General features: G+C 62.8%; 23 protein-coding genes and 1 riboswitch. Of the genes, 11 read left to right on the top strand and 12 right to left on the bottom strand.

Annotated elements, in window-relative coordinates; genetic code table 11:
* Positions 1–168: 168 nt before the first annotated feature.
* On the top strand, positions 169–2,286 hold the full coding sequence (locus tag ACFPN2_RS19825; RefSeq protein WP_380599624.1) for a S9 family peptidase: 2,118 nt from the start codon (positions 169–171) through the stop codon (positions 2,284–2,286).
* A 31-nt stretch (positions 2,287–2,317) separates the two neighbouring features.
* Complete coding sequence (locus ACFPN2_RS19820) at positions 2,318–3,247, top strand: aldo/keto reductase (RefSeq protein ID WP_380599622.1); 930 nt, start codon at positions 2,318–2,320, stop codon at positions 3,245–3,247.
* A 54-nt stretch (positions 3,248–3,301) separates the two neighbouring features.
* On the opposite strand, the gene ACFPN2_RS19815 is transcribed toward ACFPN2_RS19820, so the two are convergent.
* Complete coding sequence (locus tag ACFPN2_RS19815; protein WP_380599620.1) at positions 3,302–3,937, bottom strand: hypothetical protein; 636 nt, start codon at positions 3,935–3,937, stop codon at positions 3,302–3,304.
* A gap of 139 nt (positions 3,938–4,076) precedes the next feature.
* Between ACFPN2_RS19815 and ACFPN2_RS19810 the strand changes: the two genes are divergently transcribed.
* Positions 4,077–4,571, top strand: coding sequence for a DUF1003 domain-containing protein (locus ACFPN2_RS19810; protein WP_380599618.1), 495 nt, complete (start codon positions 4,077–4,079; stop codon positions 4,569–4,571).
* A 99-nt stretch (positions 4,572–4,670) separates the two neighbouring features.
* Here ACFPN2_RS19810 and ACFPN2_RS19805 read toward each other — a convergent pair whose 3' ends face one another.
* A complete protein-coding gene (locus tag ACFPN2_RS19805; RefSeq protein ID WP_380599616.1) occupies positions 4,671–4,916 on the bottom strand; it encodes a DNA-binding protein in 246 nt (81 codons plus the stop codon).
* Positions 4,917–5,099: 183 nt separating this feature from the next.
* Here ACFPN2_RS19805 and ACFPN2_RS19800 point away from each other — a divergent pair, with 183 nt between their 5' ends.
* Positions 5,100–5,993 carry a rhomboid family intramembrane serine protease gene (locus ACFPN2_RS19800; RefSeq protein WP_380599614.1) on the top strand — a complete coding sequence of 298 codons (894 nt, stop codon included), beginning with the start codon at positions 5,100–5,102 and terminating at the stop codon, positions 5,991–5,993.
* A gap of 3 nt (positions 5,994–5,996) precedes the next feature.
* On the opposite strand, the gene ACFPN2_RS19795 is transcribed toward ACFPN2_RS19800, so the two are convergent.
* Entirely contained in the window at positions 5,997–7,085 is a 1,089-nt protein-coding gene (locus tag ACFPN2_RS19795) for a TonB family protein (RefSeq protein WP_380599612.1), read from the bottom strand.
* A 21-nt stretch (positions 7,086–7,106) separates the two neighbouring features.
* On the opposite strand from ACFPN2_RS19795, the gene ACFPN2_RS19790 reads away from it, so the two are divergent.
* Both ACFPN2_RS19790 and ACFPN2_RS19785 read left to right on the top strand, forming a co-directional pair.
* On the top strand, positions 7,107–7,847 hold the full coding sequence (locus tag ACFPN2_RS19790) for a hypothetical protein (protein ID WP_380599610.1): 741 nt from the start codon (positions 7,107–7,109) through the stop codon (positions 7,845–7,847).
* A gap of 21 nt (positions 7,848–7,868) precedes the next feature.
* Positions 7,869–8,783, top strand: coding sequence for a hypothetical protein (locus ACFPN2_RS19785; RefSeq protein WP_380599608.1), 915 nt, complete (start codon positions 7,869–7,871; stop codon positions 8,781–8,783).
* Between the two features lie 43 nt (positions 8,784–8,826).
* Here the strand turns inward: ACFPN2_RS19785 and folD are convergent, their stop codons facing one another.
* From folD to ACFPN2_RS19760, 5 genes are all read right to left on the bottom strand, one after another.
* On the bottom strand, positions 8,827–9,711 hold the full coding sequence (folD, locus tag ACFPN2_RS19780) for a bifunctional methylenetetrahydrofolate dehydrogenase/methenyltetrahydrofolate cyclohydrolase FolD (protein WP_380599606.1): 885 nt from the start codon (positions 9,709–9,711) through the stop codon (positions 8,827–8,829).
* Positions 9,708–10,556, bottom strand: coding sequence for a formyltetrahydrofolate deformylase (gene purU, locus ACFPN2_RS19775; protein ID WP_380600188.1), 849 nt, complete (start codon positions 10,554–10,556; stop codon positions 9,708–9,710). The genes folD and purU overlap by 4 nt, the downstream gene beginning before the upstream one ends.
* A 129-nt stretch (positions 10,557–10,685) precedes the next feature.
* Positions 10,686–12,110 carry an adenosylhomocysteinase gene (gene ahcY, locus ACFPN2_RS19770; protein ID WP_380599604.1) on the bottom strand — a complete coding sequence of 475 codons (1,425 nt, stop codon included), beginning with the start codon at positions 12,108–12,110 and terminating at the stop codon, positions 10,686–10,688.
* A 14-nt stretch (positions 12,111–12,124) separates the two neighbouring features.
* Positions 12,125–12,215: riboswitch (S-adenosyl-L-homocysteine riboswitch) on the bottom strand.
* 162 nt (positions 12,216–12,377) lie between these two features.
* Positions 12,378–13,565 carry a methionine adenosyltransferase gene (gene metK, locus ACFPN2_RS19765; RefSeq protein WP_380599602.1) on the bottom strand — a complete coding sequence of 396 codons (1,188 nt, stop codon included), beginning with the start codon at positions 13,563–13,565 and terminating at the stop codon, positions 12,378–12,380.
* A gap of 44 nt (positions 13,566–13,609) precedes the next feature.
* A complete protein-coding gene (locus ACFPN2_RS19760) occupies positions 13,610–14,515 on the bottom strand; it encodes a carbohydrate kinase family protein (RefSeq protein WP_380600186.1) in 906 nt (301 codons plus the stop codon).
* Between the two features lie 223 nt (positions 14,516–14,738).
* On the opposite strand from ACFPN2_RS19760, the gene ACFPN2_RS19755 reads away from it, so the two are divergent.
* From ACFPN2_RS19755 to ACFPN2_RS19745, 3 genes are read left to right on the top strand one after another with little or no spacing between them, the layout of a single operon-like run.
* Positions 14,739–15,740 (top strand): diguanylate cyclase domain-containing protein, encoded by a 1,002-nt coding sequence (locus ACFPN2_RS19755; RefSeq protein ID WP_380599600.1) that lies wholly within the window; start codon positions 14,739–14,741, stop codon positions 15,738–15,740.
* A gap of 57 nt (positions 15,741–15,797) precedes the next feature.
* Entirely contained in the window at positions 15,798–17,324 is a 1,527-nt protein-coding gene (locus tag ACFPN2_RS19750) for a malonate--CoA ligase (protein ID WP_380599598.1), read from the top strand.
* A gap of 12 nt (positions 17,325–17,336) precedes the next feature.
* Positions 17,337–18,233, top strand: coding sequence for a bifunctional 5,10-methylenetetrahydrofolate dehydrogenase/5,10-methenyltetrahydrofolate cyclohydrolase (locus tag ACFPN2_RS19745; RefSeq protein WP_380599596.1), 897 nt, complete (start codon positions 17,337–17,339; stop codon positions 18,231–18,233).
* Here ACFPN2_RS19745 and ACFPN2_RS19740 read toward each other — a convergent pair whose 3' ends face one another.
* Positions 18,234–18,791 (bottom strand): MarR family winged helix-turn-helix transcriptional regulator, encoded by a 558-nt coding sequence (locus ACFPN2_RS19740; RefSeq protein WP_380599594.1) that lies wholly within the window; start codon positions 18,789–18,791, stop codon positions 18,234–18,236.
* A 399-nt stretch (positions 18,792–19,190) separates the two neighbouring features.
* Here ACFPN2_RS19740 and ACFPN2_RS19735 point away from each other — a divergent pair, with 399 nt between their 5' ends.
* The gene (locus ACFPN2_RS19735) at positions 19,191–19,406 is read left to right on the top strand and encodes a hypothetical protein (RefSeq protein WP_380599592.1); all 216 of its coding nucleotides are present in this window, start codon (positions 19,191–19,193) and stop codon (positions 19,404–19,406) included.
* Between the two features lie 28 nt (positions 19,407–19,434).
* Here the strand turns inward: ACFPN2_RS19735 and ACFPN2_RS19730 are convergent, their stop codons facing one another.
* Both ACFPN2_RS19730 and ACFPN2_RS19725 read right to left on the bottom strand, forming a co-directional pair.
* Complete coding sequence (locus ACFPN2_RS19730; protein WP_380599590.1) at positions 19,435–22,149, bottom strand: phosphoenolpyruvate carboxylase; 2,715 nt, start codon at positions 22,147–22,149, stop codon at positions 19,435–19,437.
* A 56-nt stretch (positions 22,150–22,205) separates the two neighbouring features.
* Complete coding sequence (locus tag ACFPN2_RS19725) at positions 22,206–22,778, bottom strand: nitrogen regulation protein NR(II) (protein WP_380599588.1); 573 nt, start codon at positions 22,776–22,778, stop codon at positions 22,206–22,208.
* Positions 22,779–23,000: 222 nt separating this feature from the next.
* Between ACFPN2_RS19725 and ACFPN2_RS19720 the strand changes: the two genes are divergently transcribed.
* Positions 23,001–24,818 (top strand): monovalent cation:proton antiporter-2 (CPA2) family protein, encoded by a 1,818-nt coding sequence (locus tag ACFPN2_RS19720; RefSeq protein ID WP_380599586.1) that lies wholly within the window; start codon positions 23,001–23,003, stop codon positions 24,816–24,818.
* Here the strand turns inward: ACFPN2_RS19720 and ACFPN2_RS19715 are convergent.
* The gene (locus tag ACFPN2_RS19715) at positions 24,803–25,132 is read right to left on the bottom strand and encodes a hypothetical protein (protein WP_380599584.1); all 330 of its coding nucleotides are present in this window, start codon (positions 25,130–25,132) and stop codon (positions 24,803–24,805) included. The two genes, ACFPN2_RS19720 and ACFPN2_RS19715, sit on opposite strands and share 16 nt — an antisense overlap.
* Positions 25,133–25,235 lie beyond the last annotated feature (103 nt).

Here is a 25,235-nt window from a genome sequence, read left to right as displayed (position 1 = left end):
CGATTTCGATCCCGCCGCTAAACGCGCGGCATATTGCGTGATTCGACAGGTCGATGACAACGGAGTCCAACCGCAACCGGGCTTACTGCCGGAATAAACAAATGGCGCGCACATGCAGCATCGATCGGTAATAATCGGCAAGCCTCACCCGAGAAGGAGCTGCTGCTAGTGAATACTTGCTTCGTAGCGCGCACGATCGCATCGATTGCCATCGGCCTGATGAGCACAGCGATCCACGCCGCCGAACGTCGAGCCATCACCCACGAAGATGTCTGGTTGCTGCCGCGAGTCGGCGCGCCCGCTGTCAGTCCCGACGGCAAGCTCGCAGTATTCAGTGTGACCGAGCCCGCGTACGCCAACGATCAGCAGGTGAGCGATCTGTGGCTGGTCACCACCGACGGCAAATCCCCACCACGTCGGCTCACGCAGACGCGCGCCGGCGAGTCCGGTATGACCTGGAGTTCGGACAGCAAGCGCATCGCCTTCGCTACCAAACGCGATGGTGACGACGCCAATCAAATTTATATCCTCGATATCGCCGCGGGCGGCGAAGCATTGCGCGCGACGGCGATCAGCACCGGCGCCCGCTTGCCGAAGTTCTCGCCCGACGGCCGCAGAATCGCATTCACCAGCGACGTGCCGCCCGACAGCCGCAGCGACGAGGACAGCAAACGCATCGTCGCGGAAGAGAAAGCTCGCAAATATAAGATTCGCGCCTACGACAGCTTCCCGATCCGCAATTGGGATACGTGGATGCCCGAGAATCGCCAGCCGCATGCGTTCGTACAAACGATTGGCGTGAGCGATGCGCGCGACTTGTTTGCTGGCACCGAATTGATCAAACAGCACGGCTTCGACGGCCGCAGCACGCCGGGCGCGAGCGAGCTGGACCTGACGTGGACGCCGGATGGCGAAAGTTTGATCTTCGCTGCCTCTCGTAACGCCAATCGCGGCGCCTTCGATTACACCAACACCGAGTTGTGGCAAGTCTCTGCCAAAGGCGGCGAGCCGAAGCGACTGACCGGCAGCGACGATCTGAAAGGCAGCGACGGCTGGAGCGAACCGGAGTTCAGCCCCGACGGCCGGTCGCTGTACGCGCTTCGCGAAGTCCGCGGCAAGTCGGTGTTCAGTCCGACGCATCTGGCGGCATTCGACTGGCCGTCACTCGCTCGTCGCACCGATATAACTTTGCCGGCGGAGCGAGATCCGCTGAACTTCGTCGTCGCACCCAACAACCGTGACATCTATCTGCTCGGCGAAGACTCGGGGCATTCGAAGATCTATCGTGGCAAGAGCACTGGCGGCGAGGCGCAGCTCGCGTTCGACATGAAGACCGGCGGCTTCGGCAATCTCGTGGGCGCGGACCGAGCCAGCGAGCCGATGCTGATCGCGAACTTCGACAGCGCGGTCACCCCGCCGGAAGTCGTGCGCATCGACCTGCAACGGGGGACTCATCGAGCGTTGACGGGCTTTACGGCGGAGAAGATCGCGCAGCTCGACCTGGCACCGCTGGAACATTTCTGGTTCGACAGCAAACGCGGCGCGCGTATTCACAACATGATCGTGCGCCCGCCCGGCTTCGATCCTGCGAAGAAATATCCGCTGCTCGTGCTGATGCACGGCGGCCCGCACAGCATGTGGCGCGACACGTTCTTCTTGCGCTGGAACTACCATTTGCTCGCGGCGCCCGGTTACGTCGTGCTGCTCACCAACTACACCGGCTCGACGGGTTTCGGTGCGGACTTCTCGCGGGCCATTCAGGGCGATCCGCTGGAAGGCCCGGCGCTGGAGATCAATCAAGCCGCGGATGAGGCGATCGCACGCTATTCGTTCATCGACGGCTCGCGTCAATGCGCCGGCGGCGCGAGTTACGGCGGTCATCTCGCGAACTGGATGCAGGCGAGTACGACGCGCTATCGCTGTCTGATCAGCCATGCGGGCTTGATCAATCTCGAGAGCCAGTGGGCCACCAGCGATGTGACCTATTCGCGCGAACAAAACATGGGCGGCCCGCCGTGGCAGCAAGGCGTCGACTGGAACAAACAAAATCCGATTCGTTATGCGTCGCAGTGGAAGACACCGGTGCTGGTCACGGTCGGCGAACGTGACTTCCGCGTGCCGCTGAACAACACGCTCGAATATTGGAGCGTGCTGCAACGACAGCAGGTCGAAAGCCGCCTGTTGATCTTCCCCGACGAGAATCATTGGATCCTGCAAGGCGAGAACAGCCGGCAGTTCTTCAACGAAGTTCGCGACTGGCTGGCGCGCTGGCTGAAAGCTCAGTAACGTTGCAGGTTCCAGTAGAGGAGAACGTGCAATGTCTACACGCCGCCAGTTTCTAGGCCGTTCAGCTGCGGTGCTCGCCAGCTCTTCCCTGCTGGGCGGCTCGTGGCAGGCGCTGGCCGCCGCGGCAAGTGAGGGCACGATGTTGAAGCGAACCATTCCCTCGAGCGGCGAGACCGTACCGGCGATCGGCATGGGCACGTCGGGCAGCTTCGAAATCACGCCGGGCGGCCCGGAATACGAGGCCCTGAAGGAAGTGCTCAGGCGCTTCTTCGATGGCGGCGCGACGCTGATCGATACCGCGCCGACCTACAGCAATGCTGAAGACATCCTCGGCCCGCTGCTGGCCGAGGCCAAGCTGCGCCCGAAAGCATTCATTGCCACCAAGCTCTCGGGCGTCGTCGGTCGCGACAAGGGCCTCGCGCAGTTTCAGAAGACGCTCAAGTCCCTGCGCACCGACAAGGTCGAGCTGCTTCAGGTTCACAATCTCGGCGACTGGAAAACGCAGCTGGCGCTGGCGCGCGAACTGAAGCAACAAGGCAAGGTAAAGTACACCGGCATCACGCACTACCTGGACTCCGCGCACGATCAACTCGCCGACGTCGTTCAGGAAACCAAGCCGGACTTTCTGCAGATCAATTACTCGGTCACCAACCGCGGCGCCGAGCAACGCCTGTTCCCGATGGCCAAGGACCTGGGTATCGCCGTGCTCGCCAATCGCAACTTCAACGACGGCAAGCTGTTCAATCAGGTGAAGGACAAACAATTGCCGGGCTGGGCGCAGGAAGTCGGCGTGACTTCCTGGGCGCAGATGTTTCTGAAGTTCTGCCTGAGCCACGAAGCCGTGACCGCGGTCATTCCCGCGACCGGCAAACCCGATCGCCAGTCCGACAACCTCCGGGCCGGTTACGGCCCGCTGCTGTCGGCGGCCCAGAAGAAAGAGTTGATCGGCCTGTTCGGCTGACCTCGATCACATCGCCGCCGGCAATGCAGACATTGCCGGCGGCCTGTTCAACGTTCAGCTCTTGGTCTTACCGGCCGCCGCGTCCGGCTTCGCCATCGGCACCAGCGCGGACACCGTCAGCTCCGGCGTTTGCAGCGACACCTGACGCGGGATGCACTGGACCCGATCGGCCTGGATCTTCACGGATAGCTTCGGCAACACGTGATCGCGCAGGCCTTCCATCAACTCGCAATCGCCCGGCTCGAGGTCGAGCTTGCGATCGCGGGACAGCTGGACGGTTTTCCATTCGGCGGGGAATGTTTCATCGAGCTTGTTCGCCGGCACCCCGAGCCGCTTGAGCAATTCATCGCGACTGGTCGGGGCCGATGCCTTCGGCAGATCGGCCACCGGCACCGGCGTGGCGGTCGTGATAGTGATGAAGAAATTCCGGGACGGGCGATTCAACGTGCAACCTTGCGCCGATACACGCGTTTGCTCGTGCGCACCCAGCGCTCGCAGGATGGCTCGGATCCGATCTTCAGCCGCGTCACAGTCGTACGCCGTGGTGAAGCCGGTATAGCTGTAACGAATCTCCTGGGTCTTCCAGCCGGCCTGAACCGGCGCTGAACTGTCGGCGGCCTGGCTCGCGAGCGGCAACAGCAGGCTGCCGCACAACGTTGCGAGGAACGTCTTTCTGGATCTGTTACGCATGTATCTCTCCGCAACACCTTAACCGTTACCCGGTCTATACAGTTTGGACGAATGGCGCCTCGGCATGTTCCCCGGCCCGTTCCAGCACCGTCGTTAAAACTCGTTCATGATTCGGTGCGGACCGAATAAGCGAGGCCCCATGAATCATTCAAACATTGCCGATTTCCTGCGCCGGACCCCGATCCAGGACCCGAACCGCAGGCTCGACGCCGAAGCGACCTTCGGCGACCGGCTCGCCGATCGCGTTGCCGGCTTCGGCGGCTCATGGGCCTTCATCGTCGGCTTTATTGTGTTCCTGGCCTGCTGGGCCGCGTTCAATCTGCTCGCCGGCAAGGACCGCGCGCCCGATCCCTATCCGTTCATATTCTTGAATCTGATCCTGTCCATGCTCGCCGCGCTCCAGGCGCCCATCATCATGATGAGCCAGAACCGCCAGTCCGATAAGGACCGCCTGATGGCGACACACGACTACGAGGTCAATCTCAAGGCCGAGCTCGAGATCATGGCATTGCATGAGAAGCTCGACGCACTCCGCTCCCAGCAACTCAATGAACTGCTCCTCAAACAACAGGAGCAACTCGAGCTGCTGATCCGCCTGGTCGCACAGCTCGATAACAAAACTCGCGAATCGTGACGTCTCCACTCGCGCGGGAAATGTTTGATTGCGAGGGCGTGACTACACGCAGCTCGCACACTCGTCTCTGTTACACGAATGTTTGCTTTGTGCGCGAGATCATCCTGATGAAACTTCTTTCTTAGGTCGCGTGCCCCGGGCCAGGCGCGCTTCGACGGAAGCGGCTGAGCGAACGGCGCGGCGTTTCAGAGCGCTGCGGACGTCGCTTTCCAGCGCGCCCTTGTCTTCGGCGGGAGCGGCGACGGTGGGCAGAGCGCCCACGCGGCCCATCAGCCACAGCGCGGTCGCATAGATGCCGGCACTGACGCCTGGATCGCCGCGTTCCATCCGGATCAGGGTGGGCACCGAAATACCCAGGCGCTTGGCCCAGGCCCGCTGGGATTCCCGGCGCCGGACCCGGGCAATGGCCAGGTTTTCGCCCAGGGTGCGCAGGGCCTGGGCCGCCGCGGGCGGCAGGGACTGCAGGGCTTGGAATCCCCGTCGGCCGCCCCCACCCCTGCGGACCGGCCCGGAAAAGCACCACAGGTCATGACGCCCGAAGACGCGCCCCCGAATCTGGTCGAGGTGTTTCGCTCGCTGCGAATGCCCGATTGCGACCAGCAGACGCTGATTCTGTCGGCGGTCGGCATCCATTCATGGACCGTCGTACGCGGCGGCATGTTCGTGGTGGTCGTGCCGGAAGACTCGGCGGCAATGGCCGTGCGCCACCTGACCGAGGTGGCGCAGGAGTCGAGAGTCCCCATCCACATCCCGAAGCTGCCGAAGATTCAGCCGCGCGCCTGGATCGGATCGATCCTCTATGCCCTGACGATGATGTGGGTGGCCTATGCGGCGGGCATCGGCATGTTCGGTTTCGATTGGCTCGAGGGCGGCGCGCTGAATGGCGGCATTCCGACGACGCACGAATGGTGGCGGGTCGTGACCGCGCTCACCCTGCACGCCGACGTGGGTCATCTGCTGAGCAATCTCGCCTTCGGCACGGTGCTGGGCTTTCTTGTATCGCGCGCAGTGGGCGGCGGCGTCGGTTGGGCGAGCATTCTGATTGGCGCAATGATGGGCAACGCGCTGGACGCGCTGTGGATGCCGGTGGAGCAACGATCGATTGGCGCATCGACCGCGGTGTTCGCGGCGCTCGGCATCTTGAGCGCGTACTCATGGACGCTCGAAACCGCCACCAATCTGCGCTGGGCGAAACGTCTCGGCCCGTTGATCGCCGGCGTGATGCTGCTTGGATTTCTCGGCGCCGGCGGTGAACGCACCGACGTGGTCGCGCACGTGACTGGATTTGCGAGCGGCTGTTTGCTCGGCGTCGCGCTCGGGAAAATCCCCGAGCGCCGTTTCGATTCGCGCGGCCTGCAGTGGGGTGCCGGCCTGTTCACCCTCGCGACGATTGCCGTCGCGTGGGGCTTCGCAATGAGCTGAGCGCTATTCCTCGAGCTGGAAATTCAAGCGCAGCCGATAGCGCTGATTCTTGCAGGGGCTGCTCATGATCATCGCGCCCACCGCCTGCACCGCGCCCTGATCCAGACGAGGTGACAAACTGCTCGCGACCACTTTGATATCGGTCGGGCTGGCCGCCTTGCCGGGCACGGTGAATTCGACGACCACCGGCCCCTGCTCATCGAGCTGGCGCGCTTCGGAAGGATAGAAGTCGGAAATATTCACCGGTTTCACCACCTCATATTTGCAGTTCGCTTCCGTGTTGAGCGGCGGCAGCGGCGGACGCGGCGTGCAGGTCGCCTCGAACGTTCCGGCATTCACGCCCTGCTCCGCCATGCTGGCCAGCACGGCGCGAATCGTTTTCTTGAGCACCACCGCCTGCGCCGAGGGCTGCGCGTTGCCCTTCGCGTCAGTGCCGTCGTATTTGATATAGGCCTTGCACTCGAGCTCCAGGTCGGAGCCGTTGCTGACGAACACTGTGCGCCTCACGCAGTGCTTGTCCGATTTCTCGCCGCAGTAACGTGGCGTGTCGTCGCGGATCAGCGTGTAGCTCCACGAGCCTCCTTGCAGCTCGAAGGAATAGCCGTCCGATTCCTTGACGATATTGCTCGGCATCGGCGTGCCGCCGGGCGCGGGCGCCGGCGTTCTGTTCTTCGCGGCCGCCATGTGAGAGGAGCAGTCCGCGCTCTTACCGCCAGCGCCGCCCTTGGTCTTCTGAAACACCGCTACCTGCGCGTTGAAGCAGGCCGCCAGGCCGGCCAGCTCGTCGGTGGTCGAGTTATGCGAGTCGACATATTCCTGCAGCAGCTTCTGCCGGGTCGCTTCGTCCTTACCGACCGTCGACTGGCTCGCCGCACCCTTGATACAGCGCAGATATTCGCCCATGTCCTGGTCGAGCTTCAGCAGCGTCTGGGTCGCGGTCTTCATCTCCTCTTCGGTCGCCGAGGCGCCGTCGGGAATGTTGATTTTGAAATTCGGTCGCGTGCAGTCCGCCAACGCCGAGCCGAACGGGAGCGCCGCCAGCGCGAGCGCGGTGAGTACGAGCCTCTTCGAAGCAATCACTGCGAATCGCATATCCCCATCTCGAAGCTTCTGATGCACCAATTGTCGGCGATGCGTAGCGCCGGCGCCAGCGGCGAGCCGCCGACTGAACCTTCGAGCCAGACCGGCCTCTATTGGCAAGGGGGGCCCATCGTGACGGCAAGGGATTTCCTGTACGACGAGCGCGTGTCGCGACCGGCAATAGTGGCGGTCGTCGTCGGCATGCATCTGGCGGCGCTGCTCATCCCTCTGGTGGAGAAACGTCGGGTCATCGACCACGATTTTCAGGGACCGGGCTACGTCAGGCTGATCCTGGAGCAATCTCGCCCGCTGCGATTGCCGCCACCGCCAAAGATCGCGCCCCCGCAGGGGATCGTCATGTCGCCGCCTCCGCCCGCACTAGCCCCGCTTGATGCAACGAACGCGGCGACGCCGGCCGGATCGGCCATGGCGCCGCCCGATTGGAAACAATCGGGCGCGGACGCGGCCGCCGATGCCGCACGAGACAACTATCGAACGCTCGGCCCACCCCCCAAAGAGCCGCAAGTGAAGCTGCCGCCCTCGCCATTCGCTGGACCGCCACGCCACAAGTTTGCCGAGACCGATGAGGACAGTCTCAGAAATCCGATACTGTGGCTGAGCGAACACTGCTACATGCGTCCCAGGGACCTACAAGCGCAGCCCGGCGATCCGTTCGGGGAGGTTCCGATGACGTTCTGCAGCTTCTCGCTCGGCAAGAAACAGGCGCGCGGCGATCTCTTCGAACATCTGCGCAAGCCCCAGCCTGTGCCGTAACTCGTGTACTCTCGGTGCGTCATGAACGGCACGGACCACGTGAGCATCGATGAAACACTGCGCCATGCGCTGGCGCAGGGAATGGCTGCGACTGAGCTGTGGTCATTGTTGTTGTCGGTGTTGGAACAGCGCGCCGCGCAGCGCACGCCTTCGATGGTTCGTCAGCAGTGGAAAACCGATAGATTCGTACAGCCGTGCGCGGTGAATCAGCGCATGCTGAACGAACTGGACTCACATCTGCTGGCGGCGGCCGCCGAGTTCGAGGCGCTCGAACTATCGCCGGTCGCGCCGCTCGCGTCCTGCTCGACAGTGGCGCTCACCAGCCAGAACAGAATTGTTTCCACCGCGCGCGGCACCGAAGTCGTTTCCGATCCGACCAACGTGCTCGCGTTGGAATGTGCCAGGCGATTGCGAGAGGCGCCGGATGCGGTGATCAAGCTCACGACCAGTCACCGCTGCGTTCGTGCGCAAGCAGTACCGAAGCGACCGGGATTCAGTGCGCATTTCCGAATGTTCTGTCTGGCGTCGGCCGCGCATGAGCGTAAGGATCATGGCTTCGTCACCGAAGCGCTGGCCGAACACATACGGACTCATCTGTCGGCGCTCGATCGGTTGGAGAAACACGGCTACCACTTTCCCGATCGCCGGCTGCGCCTGCTTGCCACTCCAGAGCGGCGGCACCTGGCCGAACGCATGAGCAAGGAAATCGTTGAGCTGCCAGTGACATTGGAAACACTGGAGCATCCGTACTACGACGGCCTGAGATTCATGATCGATGCCGGCACACCGGACGGCAACGCCGTGCCGTTGATCGACGGCGGCGCGTTCGACTGGCTGCGCAAGCTCACCGATAACAAACGAATGGTGTATGTCGCGAGCGGCATGGGCTCGCAACTGGCGGCGATGTTATTTCGCCGCGTAGCCCGGATCGCCTGAGTGCTCGCGGCGACGGCTTTCGCCACGCCGCCTAAATCGGGAGTTAAGCGCGGCGGCGGAACGGCGAAGTCGTCGCGGTGGCGGCGCGCTCGGCGGAAAGAATCGTGTTGTGCAGGAGCATGGTAACCGTCATCTGACCGACGCCGCCTGGCACCGGCGTGATGTACGACGCCTTCTCCTTCACACCCTCGAAATCCACATCGCCGACGATGCGGCCGTCGGGCAGACGATTGAAGCCGACGTCGATGACCACCGCGCCGGTCTTCACGATCTGCGGCACGATCAGATTCGGCACACCGGCCGCCACGACCAGAATGTCCGCGAGCAAGGTGAAATGACCGAGGTCGCGAGTCTTCTTGTGACAAATGACCACGGTCGCATCCTGCTGCATCAACATCAGCGCCGTGGGCTTGCCGACGATGTTGCTGGCACCGACCACCACCACGTTCTGACCTTCGACCCGAATGTTTTCGTGCTCGAGGATCTTCTGCACACCGTACGGCGTGCACGGCGAGAACACCGTGCTGCCCGTGACCAGGCCGCCCATGTTGTACAGATGGAAACCGTCGACGTCCTTCTCGACGGAAATTTTCTCCAGCACGCTCGACACGCGGATGTGAGCCGGCAACGGCAACTGCACAAGGATGCCGTGCACGGTGGGGTCGTTGTTGAGGCGCTCGATGTGATCGAGCACTTGCTCTTCGGTGGTGCTCGCCGGCAGCTCGACCAGCTCGGAGCGGATGCCGACTTCTTTGCAACCGGCGATCTTGTTACGAACGTAGGACTGCGAGGCCGGATTGTCGCCGACCAGAATCACCGCCAGCGCCGGCGTGACGTTGTGACGGGACCGCAGCACATCGACCCGAGCGTGATATTCCGCCCGGAGTTTTTTCGCAATCGCCTTGCCGTCGATGATTTTCGCAGTCACTTCAACACCACCGTCTTACTACCGTTCGCAAATACGCGCCGTTCCGCGTGCCACTTCACGGCACGATTCAGCACGACACTCTCCAGCTCCGAGCCCATGCTGACCAATTCTTCCGGCGTCATGGTGTGATCCACGCGCGCCACTTCCTGCTCGATGATCGGGCCTTCATCCAGGTCGGTCGTCACATAGTGCGCGGTCGCACCGATGAGCTTCACGCCGCGAGCGTGCGCCTGGTGATAAGCCTTCGCGCCCTTGAAGCCCGGCAGGAACGAGTGATGGATGTTGATGGCCCGGCCAGCGAAATATTCGCAGGCCTTCGGCGTCAGAATCTGCATGTAGCGCGCCAGCACCAGCAGCTCGCCGTCGACCTTCTCGAACAGCTCGATCATGCGCTGTTCCTGCTCGGCCTTGCGCCCGTCGAGCACCGGCAGATAGTGATACGGCACGCCGTGCCACTCGCTCAGGCTGCGCATGTCCTGATGATTGGAGACGACCGCGACCACTTCAATGGGCAGCGTGCCGGTGCTCCAGCGATGCAACATGCTGTTCAAACAATGGCCGTGCTTGGACACAGCCAGCACCGCGCGACACTTGCGCTGGGCTTCGTGAAATTTCCAGCGCATGCCGAAGCGCTGCGCGACTGAACTCGAGAACGCCTCGTCCAGCTTCTGCGGCGAGGGCGCGCCCTGACCGTTGTCATGAAACACGGTGCGCATGAACGACGTGTCCGAATCCGGATCGTCGTAATGCTGGGCCTCGGTGATGAGGCAGTTATTGGCTGCGAGGAAACTGGCCACGGCCGCCACGACACCAGTGGTGTCGGGACAGGCCGTGGTCAGGACCATGCTCGGCGGCTTCGCCACCCCGGGACCTCGACCCGAACTTCCCTTGGGCGCAACGGCGCGGGACAGGGAGCTCAGGTTGGCAGGGGTCGAGCCGTCGGACATGGTCATCTCCCTCGGGCTGGCGCCCGATCAATAACGATAATGATCCGGCTTGTACGGCCCGGCTTTGTCGACACCGATGTACTTGGCCTGCTCGTCGGTCAGCGTGGTGAGCTTCACGCCGAGCTTGGCCAGTTGCAGTCGGGCGACTTTCTCGTCCAGGTGCTTGGGCAGCACGTAGACGCCGATGGGGTACTTCGCCGTGTGCGCGAACAGCTCGATCTGCGCCAGGGTCTGGTTGGCAAAGGACGAGCTCATCACGTACGACGGATGACCGGTTCCGCAGCCCAAGTTAACCAGGCGACCTTCCGCCAGCAGGATGATGCGCTTGCCGTCCGGGAAGATGATGTGGTCGACCTGGGGCTTGATGTTCTCCCAGGTGTACTTCTTCAACGAGGCCACGTCGATTTCGTTGTCGAAGTGGCCGATGTTGCACACGATGGCGTTGTTCTTCATCGCCTTCATGTGATCGTGAGTGATCACGTGGAAGTTGCCGGTGGTGGTGACGAAGATGTCGCCGATCTTGGCGGCCTCTTCCATGGTCACGACCCGATAGCCTTCCATCGCCGCCTGCAACGCGCAGATCGGATCGATCTCGGTGATCAGCACAGTGGCGGACAACGCACGCAGCGCCTGCGCCGAGCCCTTGCCCACGTCGCCGTAGCCGGCCACGACCGCGACCTTGCCGGCGATCATCACGTCGGTGGCGCGCTTGATGCCGTCGACCAGCGACTCACGGCAGCCGTACAGGTTGTCGAACTTGCTCTTGGTGACCGAGTCGTTGACGTTGATGGCCGGGAACGCGAGCTTGCCCTCTTTCGCCATCTGATACAGGCGCTTCACGCCGGTGGTGGTCTCTTCGGTGACGCCCTTCACCGCCTTCAACCGCACCGAGTACCACTTCGGGTCGACCTTGAGCTTGGCCTTGATGGAGTTGAACAGGCAGATCTCTTCTTCGCTGCCCGGGTTGTTCAGCACACTGGCGTCGCTTTCGGCGCGCGTGCCCAGATGCAGCAGCAGCGTCGCGTCGCCGCCGTCGTCGAGGATCATGTTCGAGTAGCCGCCGTCCGGCCAATCGAAAATGCGGTGGGTGTAATCCCAGTACTCATCCAGCGTCTCGCCCTTGTATGCGAACACCGGCGTGCCCTTGGCCGCGATGGCGGCGGCGGCGTGATCCTGGGTCGAGAACACATTGCACGAGGCCCAACGCACCTGGGCGCCGAGCGCCTGAAGCGTCTCGATCAGCACCGCGGTCTGAATGGTCATGTGCAGGGAGCCGGTGATGCGGGCTCCTTTCAAAGGCTGGGACTTAGCGAACTCTTCACGGATGGCCATCAGACCGGGCATTTCGGTCTCGGCGATCAGGATTTCCTTGCGGCCCCAATCGACTGTCTTGGGGGACAGGTCAGCAACGTGGAAATCGCCCGAGGATGCGGGCTTGGCGACTGCGCTCATACATATCTCCGTCAGGTTGGAGGGCGCCGTTGCCTAATGGCTTGCGAGCCGAGCCTGGCAGTCATGGGCAGAACGCCTCGAGCTGCTGCAGCGCCCCTCGGATCGCGGAGCCGGGATTCTAACAAAAACCAAGCCCGGCGACAGGCGCCGGGCTGATTAAACTCGGGATCGGGCATCCTGCCACGACCCTCGGGAAATCAGCAAAAGGCGTGACTTTTACTGATTTCTCGCCGCCTGTGGCGGCGGGGTGGTTACTTGTTAGTTCAATTAGGCGTTGGCCGCGCGCTTGGCGCCGGCTTCCGAGGCCAGCAGCTCCGCCTTGTCAGTCTTTTCCCAGGTGAATTCCGGCTCATTGCGGCCGAAATGGCCGTACGAGGCGGTCTTCTGATAGATCGGCCGGAGCAGGTCGAGCATCTGGATGATGCCCTTCGGGCGCAGGTCGAAATGCTTCGCGACCAGCTCTTCCAGGCGCTCATCCGACACCTTGCCGGTGCCGAACGTGGTCACCATGATGCTGGTGGGCTTGGCGACGCCGATCGCGTACGACACCTGCACCTGAGCCTTGGTGGCCAGGCCCGAAGCGACGATGTTCTTGGCGACGTAGCGCGCGGCGTAAGCGGCCGAGCGGTCGACCTTCGACGGATCCTTACCCGAGAACGCGCCACCGCCGTGCGGAGCGGCACCGCCGTAGGTGTCGACGATGATCTTGCGACCGGTCAGGCCGGCATCGCCCTGCGGACCGCCGACCACGAAGCGGCCGGTGGGATTGATCAGATAGTTCACTTTCTTGCCGATCATTTCCTTCGGCAGCACCGGCTTCACGATCTCCTCGATCACCGCCTCGGAGAGCTGCTTGTGCTCGATGTCCGGGTGATGCTGGGTCGAGAGCACCACGGTGTCGATCTCTTTCGGCTTGCCGTCGATATAACGAATCGTCACCTGCGACTTCGCATCCGGGCGCAGCCAGGGCAGCTTGCCGTTCTTGCGCAGCTGGGCCTGACGCTCAACCAGGCGATGCGACAGATAGATCGGCAGCGGCATCAGGCTCGGCGTTTCATCGCACGCGTAACCGAACATCAGACCCTGGTCGCCGGCGCCTTGATCCAGATCGATACCGCGGCCTTCATCCACGCCCTGCGCGATGTCCTGCGACTGCTTGCCGTAGGCCACCAGCACCGAGCAGCCTTTGTAGTCGATGCCGTAATCGGTGTTGTCGTAGCCGATGCGTTGAATCGTGTCGCGCGCGACCGCCTGGAAATCGACGACGGCGCCGGTAGTGATCTCACCGGCCAGCACCACGAGGCCGGTCGTGCACAGGGTCTCAGCGGCGACGCGCGAGTACTTGTCCTGCGCCAGGATGGCGTCCAGCACGCCATCGGAAATCTGGTCCGCGACTTTGTCCGGATGGCCTTCCGAGACGGATTCGGAGGTAAACAGGAAGCTGCTGCTGCTCATTAAAAGGTCCTTTGACTTGAATTCAGATGCTAACCCGCCCGCGGTTACAGCGGGGTGCCAAAATTTTCCCGATAGCGGGTAGCAAACTCGTCCCAAGTGAACCGATGGTTCTGCGTGCCCCGCGACTCGATCTTGATCGCCCCCAGCAGTGAGGCGATCCGGCCTGTCGTCTGCCAGTCCCGGCCATGAAGCAGACCATGGAGCAGACCCGCGCGATAAGCGTCGCCGCAGCCCGTCGGATCGACCACGGCTTTGGGCTTCGCGCTCGGAATGTCGATTTTGCCCTCGCGGGTATGGATTTCCGAACCCTCGGCACCGCGCGTGACGATCAGCGCCTGCACGTGGTTGAGTATTTGGGATTCGCCCCAGCCAGTGCGCTGCTGGACCACCTGCCACTCGTAGTCGTTCAATGTCACATAAGTGGCCTTGCTGATGAAGCTCTTCAAGTGCTCGCCGTCGAACAGCGGCATGGCCTGACCGAGATCGAAAATAAAGGGAATGCCGGCGGCGGCGAACTGCGCGGCATGCTGAAGCATGCCGTCGCGGCCGTCGGGTGCGACGATGCCGACTTTGATGGGCTGACTCGCCTGCCGGACCGCCTGCGACACTTCATTGACGTGCGAGTGTTGCATGGCGCCCGGATGAAAGGCCCAGATCTGGTTGTCGTCGAGGTCCGTGGTCACGAAGCCCTGCGCGGTGTGCTCGCTTTCCAGCACGCGCACGTAGTCCGTGGGGATGCCGTTCTGCTGCATCCAGTCCAGGTATAAGCCGGCATCGCGGCCGACCGTCGCCATGAGGTATCCAGTGTCGCCCAGCAGCTTGAGGTTATAGGCGATGTTGCCGCCGCAGCCGCCGTATTCCCGCCGCATCTGCGGCACCAGGAACGACACGTTCAGCATGTGGATTTTGTCGGGCAGGATGTGATTCTTGAACCGGTCCTCGAACACCATGATGGTGTCGAAGGCCACCGAGCCGCAGATCAAAGCCCGTCCATCGGACTGTGCATGCTGAGTCAAACGCTGTTCTCCTGAGGATCGCCAACCTGAATTGTAGGCCCTGACGGCCACCCCGTGTGTCCGACGGATGAATTACCGGTGAACCCGTAAGAGGGTTCAAGCGTTACGGTGCATCCAAGGCGGGGTCCGCCCCCAGGGGAGTGACGGATTGTTCAACGTGGAGCCTCGCAACCGCTTCGATCGCTCGATCCAGCAGGATTCGTCGCCAGTTGACGACGATCTGCCCGGCGCCGGGCCCGAGCCGCACCCGGCATCCATACTCATCGTCGAAGATGAGGGCATCGTCGCGCAGGACCTCAAGGAAGCACTCACCCGCCTCGGCTACCGCATCACTGGCGTGGCCAGCGAAGGCGCGCAGGCGGTCAGCATGGCCGCCCAGCTGCGGCCCGAGCTGGTCGTCATGGACGTGAGCCTGCGAGGCGAGATCGACGGCATTCAGGCGGCGCGCATGATGCAGGAACATGCTCACGTCCCGGTGATCTTTCTCACCGGTCATCGCGACGCCGAGACGCTTCAGCGCGCGGTCATGACCGGTCCGCTCGGTTATCTGATCAAGCCGTTTCAGGAAGATGAGCTGCGCTGTGCGATCGAGGTGGCCATTCACAAGCATCGCGCCGAGCTTCAAGTCCGCGAGCGGGAAGAAGAATTGCGTCGGAGCGCCGAGCTGCTGCAAAACCTGTCCCTGATCGACGAACTCACCCAGCTGCGCAATCGCCGCGGCTTTTTCGAGCTGGCTCAGCAGGCGCTCAAAGTGGCCCAGCGCGAGCATTACGCGATGGGCGTGTTCTTCATGGACTTGAACGGCCTGAAGCGCATCAACGACACCCTCGGTCATCAGGCCGGCGACCAGGCGTTGCGCGATACCGCCGAGGTTCTGCGCGATACCTTCCGCAGCTCGGACATTCTGGCGCGCATCGGCGGCGACGAGTTCGTCGCCATGGCGCACGTCCATTCCACTCAGGATCTGCACGCGCTGGCCGGCCGGCTGCGCGAACATCTGCAGATCTTCAATCAAACCCATCGCCGCCCGTATCCGCTGAACATCAGCGTGGGCATGACGCTGGTCGACATCCCCACCGAAGAAGACCTCGAGTCGCTGCTCGCCCGTGCCGACGCCGCGATGTACGAAGAGAAGCGCGCCGTCTCCAACCGGGCCTGAGTCCGCGTTGCCGGGGCGTTATCATGGGCGCCTGATCCCGCCTCATGAGACCCGCCGATGTCGAATGCCGCTGCCACCGACGATCCGTCACGGTGGCTGGAAACCGTCGCCGCTGACGATCCAGAACGCCCGCTGCTGGAGACCGGCGACGGCCGCCGCCTGAATTATGGTCAAATGGCCGCGCTCACCCGACGGCTCGCCGGCGCACTGACGGCACTCGAAGTGCAGCCAGGCGATCGGGTCGTCGCCCAGGTCGAGAAATCTCCCGAGGCCATCGCGCTGTATCTGGCCTGCCTGCACCTCGGCGCGACCTTCGTTCCTCTGAACACCGCTTATACCTTCGCCGAGCTCGAATATTTTCTCGGCGACGCCGCCCCGTGTGTCGCGGTCGTGCGCCCTGCCGATCGACAGCAAGTGCAACCGATCGCCGCGGCGTGTGGCGTCAAGCACGTGGAAACATTGGACGACGGTGGCGGCGGCTCGCTGCTCGACATCGGCAGCGACGCGCCGCCAAGCGCCGCCCATGCGCCAACGACACTGGCCGCCCTGCTCTATACCTCCGGCACGACCGGCCGTTCCAAAGGCGCGATGCTCACGCGGGCCAACCTGTCATCCAATGCGACGACATTGGCGCAGGCCTGGCGCTTCAGCTCGCACGATGTGTTGTTGCACGCCCTGCCCATCTTTCACGTGCACGGCCTGTTCGTCGCCATCAACACCGTGCTGGCCTCGGGCAGCTCGATGCTGTTTCTTTCGAAATTCGATGCCGACGACATCATCCGGCTGCTGCCGCGAGCCAGCGTGATGATGGGCGTGCCGACCTTCTACACGCGATTGTTACAACACACCGGGTTGAACAAGCACACGGTGCGCAACGTGCGCTTGTTTGTTTCAGGCTCGGCGCCGCTGCTGGCCGAGACCCATCGGGAATTTCAGGCACGCACCGGACACGCCATCCTGGAACGGTATGGCATGAGCGAGACGCTGATGAACACGTCCAACCCGTACGACGGCCAGCGCATTCCCGGTTCGGTCGGGCCCGCGCTGCCGGGCGTCGAAGTGCGCATTGCCGATCCCGACAGTGGCGCGCCGCTGCCCGAGCCCGACGCCATCGGCATGATCGAAGTGCGCGGCCCCAATGTTTTCTCGGGCTACTGGCGCATGCCAGAGAAAACGGCGTCCGAATTTCGCCAGGATGGTTTTTTCATCACCGGCGATCTCGGCAAGCGCGATGCGCACGGTTATGTGTACATCGTCGGTCGCGGCAAGGACTTGATCATCACCGGCGGCTACAACGTCTATCCCATCGAGGTCGAGCTGGAAATCGACGCGCTGCCCGGCGTGAACGAAAGCGCCGTCATCGGCGTGCCGCATGCGGACTTCGGCGAAGGTGTCACCGCGGTGGTGGTGCTCAATAAAAACGCCGCGCTGGACGAAGCGAGCATTCGTAGCGCGCTCGAGCAACGGCTCGCCAAATTCAAGCTGCCCAAGCGCATCGTGTTCGTCGCCGAGCTGCCCCGGAACACCATGGGCAAAGTCCAAAAAAGCGCCCTGCGCGAGCGCTATCGCGATCTCTATCAATAATCAGGAATTCATATGACAGCGACTCTGATCGACGGCCGCGCCGTCGCCGAACGATTGCGCGAACGCGTGGCCGCCCGGACCGCCGAACTGGCCCGGCACGGCGTGATTCCGGGCTTGGCCGTCGTATTGGTCGGTGAGGATCCGGCCAGTCAGGTGTATGTCGGCAGCAAGACCAAACAAGCGGCCGCCGCCGGGCTGAAACATTTCGATCATCGCCTGCCCGCGAGCACCGGCACGTCGGAGTTGATTGCACTGGTCGAGCAATTGAATGGCCGCGCCGACGTGCATGGCATTCTGGTGCAGCTACCGTTGCCGGCCGGCGTGGATAGCGCGGCGGTACTGGCCGCCATCGATCCGGCCAAAGATGTCGACGGCTTTCATGCGGTCAATGCCGGCCGGCTGGCGCTCGGTCAGGATGCGACCGTGCCGTGCACGCCGCTCGGCTGTTTGATCCTGATTCGCGAAGTAACCCGAGATCTCGCCGGCAAGCGCGCCGTCGTGGTCGGCCGCTCCAACATCGTCGGCAAGCCGATGGCACAGCTGCTGTTACAAAACGACTGCACTGTAACGATTGCTCACTCGCGCACGCGCGATCTGCCGCAGCTGTGCCGCGAGGCCGAGATTCTGGTTGCGGCCATCGGGCGACCGAAAGCCATCGCCGGCGACTGGATCCGCCCTGGGGCGATCGTCATCGACGTGGGCATCAATCGCACCGTCGGCGCGGACGGGAAGAGCAAGCTGGTGGGCGACGTCGACTTCGACGCGGCGTTGTCACATGCCGGCGCAATCACGCCCGTGCCTGGCGGCGTCGGGCCGATGACCATCGCCTGCTTGCTGATGAACACCGTGAACGCGGCAATCCGTTCACGAGCGGGCACGCTCGGCCCGCTCATCGGCGTTTCTCAATAGTTATTCGGCGTCGGCGCTGTCGGCGTTGCCGATCGTGGCAGACAGCTTGTCGATGATGGAATACAGCGACGCGCGCTCCGTTTCGTTCAACGTCAGTAACATGTCCGCCTGACGTTTGCGCGCCACGGGCAACACGGCTTTGTACAAAGCTGTGCCTTTCGGCGTGATTGAAACCATCACCGGGGCCGCCAGCGCCTCGGTCGAGCGCGAGCCGCGATCCTTGATCGCCTTGGTCTTGGTGAGTCCGCGCGTGGCCATGACACGCAACGTCCGGCTCACCTGACCCTTGTCCATGCCGCTGCGGACCGTGACTTCCGAGAAGCGCATCGGCGCGAAGCGCGCCACCAGCGCCAGCAAGCGCCATTCCGGCAGGCTCAGATCGAACTGCTCCAGATACGGCTTGGTGAGATTGGTGCGCAGGGAGTTCGACAGGCGCGTCAATCGAAACGTGAGGAAGTCCTCCACGTTCAGATGCGAGCCGCTGCGCGACACCGCCGTCCAGGGCGAGGATGTTTTGGTTGTTGACCGCTGACGCGGCTTCTTCTGCGGAGCTTTCACTTACGTGCCAATTCGGCAAAGGCCGAAGAGTTTAGGAGGACGCGGATTCTGCCGTAAGCAATCGCGCTTGAATAGAACATCGCAGCTAACAAAGTTGCAAACATGCAGTTCTCGACACAATTCATGCGTTATGCAATCACGCGCGTCAGCTGAACGGAGTGCGGATGTTTCTGCGCGAGAATTTGCCGTGTTTTCTTGGTCGCCCCGGCGCACCTCCTCGCGCCCTTACCTGACAAATTTTGTCCATTTGTTACGCGCCACACTGTATCTGCCTGTTTGCACGCCGCGAATTGCATGTGACGTTTCGCGCGCCACGCATACATACCGGATACACGGAAAAAAACTGATGCGGCGATAAAAACGGACTGCTATGTTCCGCCGCGCTCCGTGGAGCGCTTCATGCCACAACCACAAGAAGCCCAAGCCCGCGTCATCGAAGAGTGGTTCCGGTTGCCGGAATCGCGCCGGCTGCATGCGACCGACGCAGTCGTATTCGCGTTCAGGCTGTTACAAGACCGGCCGGAGATGTTTGCGCGCGACCGGGGGCGGGACAAGGTCGATCACGACGTGATTGTCGAGTGGCTGTTGCCGTATCTGAACCGGCACACGAATTGATCGAGATCAATCGATCCCGCTGACGGCGTCAGGCGCCTTGCAAGGCCTGGCCGATGCCGCTCACCGTCGCCAGCAACCCCGACAACAGCTCGCGCTCTTCCCGCTTGCCGGCGCGCCAGCGCCGTAACAAGTCCACTTGCGTCAGATGCATGGGATCGATGTACGGGTTACGCAACAAAATGGAGCGCTGGACCGTGGACGCGCCCTCCAGCAACTGCTCACAGCAGCGGATGCGCAGCACCTGCTGACGCGCCAGCTCGTACTCGGCGCGTAACACGGGAATGAAACGACGGTACTTTTCGTCCACCAGCTGTTCATAAACGCGCGCGATATCGAGATCCGCGCGAGCCAGCGACAGCTCGATGTCGTCGACCAGATTGGTAAAGAAAAACCAGTGCTCGTGCATGTCGCGCAGGACGGCGTCGCCGAGCGTGCGCGAGGCCAGCGCCAGCGCCGAGCCGGCGCCGAACCAGCCGGGCATCATGTAACGACACTGCGACCATGCATGCCACCAAGGGATGGAGCGGATGGCGGCGATGCCGACACGGTCCAGCCGGGACACGGGACGCGAGCCGAGCTGCATACGCTCGATTACGTCGATGGGAGTCAGTTGACAGAAGAAGTCATGGAATTCGGGATCGTCGAACACCAGGCCGCGATACACGCGCGAGCTTTCCTTGCTCATCAGCTCCATCGCCTCGCGCCAGGCCGGCTCAACCCGCTCCGGCGGCATCACGCCAGCCCGTGACAACGACAGCGCATTGAACGCCTGCTCGAACACGCGGAGCGCGATCGGGCGCAGGCCGTATTTCTCGTTGACCAGCTCGCCCTGCTCGGTGATGCGCAACCGACCGCGACGCGCGCCGTTCGGAGCGCTTCTGACCAGCACTTCGGTGCGGCCGCCGCCGCGATCGATGCCGTCGGCCTGACCGTGAAAAAGTGTCAAGTCGATGCCGGCCGCATCGGCCACCGCAAATAACGACTCCTGCGCCTCACGAATCAGCCAGCGTGCGCGCACGATGCCGCTTTCCTTGTTGCTGGCGGAATAACCGATCATCACGTATTGATGATTGGCGCGGCCCTGCAGGTGACGTTTGTAAACCGGCTCTTCGAACAGCTGTTTCATCATCTCGCCGCAACGTTGCAGCGACTCGGCCGATTCGAACATCGGCGCCACGTCGGTGGGCACATCGCCGGTGCGACGATCGGCTGTATCGGCCCAGCGGGCCAGCAACAACAACGACAGCATGTCGTCGATGCCCTGGGTCGAGCTCACGACATAAGCGCCGATCGCGTCGTCACCGTAACGATGACGACAATGCGCCAGCGCTTCGAGGACCCACAGGCTGCGCTTGCCGGTGGCGTCGAGCACATTGCTCGGACCTTCGTCGCGCTCGAGCGCATCCCGCAGCCGAGCGGTCCGCTCCGCGCTGGTGCGACTCGCCCAGCCCGCGTCGTTGAACCCCTGGCCGATGACAGCACGATGCGCGGCCGCGTTCTGGCGCAGATCCAACGTGGCCAGATGAAAACCGAAGGTTCGAATCCGGCGGATCAGCCGGCGCACTTGAAACAATCCGGCGTGCTCGCCCTTGTTGGCGCGCAAGCTGTCGGCGATCAGATTGATGTCGCCGAGGAATTCATTCACACCTTCGTAATGATTGGCGCGTCCTTCGTAGGTCGCACGCAACCGTTCCATGATCTGCCCCAGGAACACGCGATAAGGCATGCGGTCGTGCCGGGCCGGCGACAGACTGCCGCCCGAGCGCAACAGCACCGAATATTGCTCGACCTTCGCTGCCAGCTCCGGCGTGACGCCGACACGTGAGGCGCTTTGAGACAACGACTCCGCGAGGCTTTTGCACTCGAGGAAATAATTGTTGACGATGATCTGCTGATGGCGCGCGATGGTCTCGCGCAGGGTCTTGGCATGAACGTCGGGGTTGCCGTCCATGTCGCCGCCGACCCAGGAGCCGAAGCGCAGGATCTCCGGCACTTCCCGGTCGCGCGCTTCCTCGCCATACGCCAGCTCGAGCGCCGCCTCGATCTCTTCGTAAAACGTCGGCACGATTTTGTAGAGCACTTCGGCGATGAAGAACAGCACGTGCTCGCGCTCATCGGCGACCGACAGACGCTCGCGCGAGTTCTCGGCCGTCTGCCAGCCCGAAGTGATCTCGTTACGAACACGATCCCACAGCACGCGCGTTTCATTTGCGGTGCGCGGCAATCCAATTCGTTTCAACAACAGCTGCGCGATCTTCTGTTGTTTGCGCAGGATGGTGCGACGGGTGGATTCGGTGGGATGCGCCGTGAATACCGGCTCGATCCACATCTGAAGCATCAGCCGCCAGACGTCTTCGAGCGACAGGCCCTGCGCCTTGAGCTTGTTGACCGCCTCGATGATGCCGCTCGGCTGGGTCTTGCCCTCGTTGAAATACTGGCGACGGCGGCGGATGCGATGGACTTTCTCCGCCATGTTGACCATCTCGAACCAGGTCGAGAAGGCGCGCACCAGATCGCGTGCCTGCTCCGGCGGCACATTGCGGGTCCGCTCGGTCAGCTCACGGCCGCTGTCGGTGTCGCCGTCACGGCGCGCGATGGCCGCTTGCCGGTCGCTTTCCACCGCTTCGAACAAAGCCTCGCCGCCCTGCTCGCGGATGACCTGGCCGACCATTGCGCCGAGCATGTGTACGTCTTCCCGCAGCTCGGCGTCTTTTTGCGGAAAGCTAATGTCGGAGCGAGGCATGGGGTCGCGGAGTTTAGCAGAGTGCTACCGGCCGCCGGCTCCCCAGAATGTCGGGATCAAGCTACTCTGGCCGGAAAAGTCTTCAGCAACGACTGCTTACAAGTGGAGCACGCCCCCGGTTCCAGGCGTGGCAAGGTGCTATCTGCGGGGATCGACAGCGTCCGCTGGGCATCTTCGATCTCTTCCCAGGCCCCCAAACGGACCTGGATCCGCCGGCACCACATGCAACAGCGCAGGCTGCGCTCGTCGCGCGGATAGGACGGGTCGAGCAGCGCCACGGCCGGCCGGGCCTCGCTCCACACCGGCTCGCACACATGACGGATGGAGCCGTCGCCCAGCGGGGTCAGCTCGATGTCGATGAGCCGGCGCTCATCGACCCGATCGGCGCGCGTCGGGACGAACACGCTGCCGCCGATCGCACGCACGCGGCTGTAGAGCAATTCCCACAGCTGGCGCACGACGCCGTCGGGGATGCGCTCCCAGATCGGGCGGCCGATCACTTCGGACAAGCTCGGTCCGACACCGCGCGCCGGTGCCATGAAACGGCTCCAGGCGGGATTGACGAACACGATGCGGTCCAACGCATCGATGATGTAAACAGGACGGGCATCCGCCAGATCGTTGACCATAAACAGTCACGCCGGCGGAAAGTGGACGGTGGACGAAAACGCCGTCGTGACGATCCACATCATCGGCCCGCTGTCAGAGGCGGCCCATGAGGTTGCCCCTGAATGCCGCCCCCGCCCGAGCGCGGTATGCGGCTGATACGATTGCCAGCTCCTACCGAATCTGTGATGCGGCGAGCTTAAGGTTTTGCTGCGCACGGACGCGGGCTTTACGACGAGACTCGCATGACTTTAACAGGACAAATCGCGGTATTTCTGGGCGCCACGGTGCTGGCCGTCCCCTTATTTCGACGCCTGCGCCTGAGCTCCATCCTCGCGTATCTGGCCGCGGGCGTGGCCATTGGACCGTTCGGACTGGCGGTGATCGACGACATCGAAGGTGTCATGCATCTCGCTGAATTCGGCGTCGTGCTGTTGTTGTTCGTCATCGGCCTGGAATTACAGCCCTCGCGCCTGCGAGCGCTACGCCGGTCGATTTTCGGACTCGGTGTATTACAAGTGGCGAGCACGACGGTGGTGCTCACATTCATCGCGCATCTGTTGGGCCTGCCGATGAATGCCGCGTTCGTCACTGGCTTCGCGCTGTCGCTGTCGTCCACGCCGCTGGTCTTGCAACTGCTCGCCGAACGTCACGAGCTGAACACTAAACATGGTCGACCGGCCTTCGCGATCCTGTTGTTTCAAGACATCGCGGTGATGCCGATGCTGGCCGTGCTGCCGATGTTAGGCGCCACCGGCGCCACGCAATCGCTCGGTGCGACGCTGCTCGGCACGGCCAAAGGGCTCGGCGTGCTCGCGCTGCTGGTGTTCGGCGGCCGTTATGTATTGCGTCCGCTGTTGAGATTTGTCGCGGAAACCAAGGTCTCTGAAGTCTTCACCGCCGCGGCCTTGCTCGTGGTCATCGGCACCGCGCTATTGGTGAACGCAGTCGGCATGTCGATGGCGCTCGGCGCATTCGTCGCCGGCTTGCTGCTGGCCGAAAGCGAATATCGTCACGAACTGGAAGCGGACATCGAGCCGTTCAAAGGCCTGCTGCTCGGCCTGTTCTTTATTTCCGTCGGCATGACCACCAACATCAGCCTGCTGCTCGAGCGGCCGCTGCTGATCGCGAGCCTGGTCGTCGGCTTGCTCGCGATCAAAGCCTTCTTGCTGTGGGGGCTGGCGCGCCTCGGCGGCATTCCGTCGCGACATGCTTCGCCGCTCGCCGTGTCGCTGGCCCAAGGCGGTGAGTTCGGTTTCGTGCTGTTCGCACTCGCCGTCAGCTATGGAATCATGGAGCAACCCCTGGCGCAGATGCTGGTGATCGTCGTGACTATATCGATGGCGATGACGCCGTTGGTGATCAAGCTGCACGCGGCGTTCATTGAGCCCATGTACAACAAGAGCGAACCGCAGCGGGACTTCGACACCATCGACGATCCCAACAGCCGCGTGCTGATCGCCGGCTTCGGCCGCGTCGGACAGGTCGTTGCACGCGTGCTCCGCATGCGACACATCTCCTTCACTGCGCTGGAGTCGAGCGTCGCGCAGGTCGACTTCGTGCGCCGGTTCGGTAACAAGGTGTATTACGGCGACCCGTCGCGACTGGAGTTGTTACAGGCGGCCGGCGCCGGACGCGCCGAGATCTTCGTGCTGGCGATGGACGATATCGAGGCGTCGGTGCGCACCGCCGAGCTGATCCAGAAACACTTCCCCCATCTCAAAGTGTTCGCCCGCGCCCGCAATCGTCAACATGCGATCCGGCTGATGGACCTGGGCGTTCGTTACTTCATGCGCGAGACGTATTACTCCAGTCTCGACATGGCGCAGAACACACTCGAGGCGCTGGGGCTGTCGCGCACCGAAGCGCTGGAAAGCATCCGACGATTCGATGCGCATGATCGCAAGCTGCTGGAACAGCAACGCCAGGCCGGCGACGACGAGCAGAAGTTGATTCAGTCCTCGCAACAGGCCGCGAGGGAGCTGGAAGGACTGTTCGAAGAGGACGTGCGCGGCAGCGAGTCGAACGGCGCCGAGCGGGAGAAAACTCAGGCGACCGCTTGAACGGTACGAACGTAAGCGGCCTGCATCAGGCCTTCGATTGCTTTTTCCGCACGAGGCGCGAGCAACAGGCGCAATGTGACATCGTCGGAGGGGCGCGCCGGATCGTCGATCAGGATCTGCTCGATGAAGCGGGTCACCCGATGCTGGATCTCATTGATGAACCGCAGCTTCATGGGATCGATCTGCTGCTGGCCGCCGGGCGAATAGAAGTTGCGGCCTTCCAGCGTGAGCTCGTACATGAAACGAGTCATGAAGCGCGCCTGTTCGTTGGCCGACAGCCCCGAGAAGTTACGAATCTCCGAATCGATATTCATACAGCCTCCCACAGCCATGATCCCGGCCGCGGCCGGACGAGGCAAGGGCAGGCGTTGAACGGTCCGTGGCTGGGGATGGGCGGTCGAAACGGCGGGCCTATGT

The organism is Steroidobacter flavus (assembly GCF_042651805.1).
GTDB classification, from domain to species: Bacteria; Pseudomonadota; Gammaproteobacteria; order Steroidobacterales; family Steroidobacteraceae; genus Steroidobacter; species Steroidobacter flavus.
This window is presented reverse-complemented; position numbering and strand designations above follow the sequence as displayed.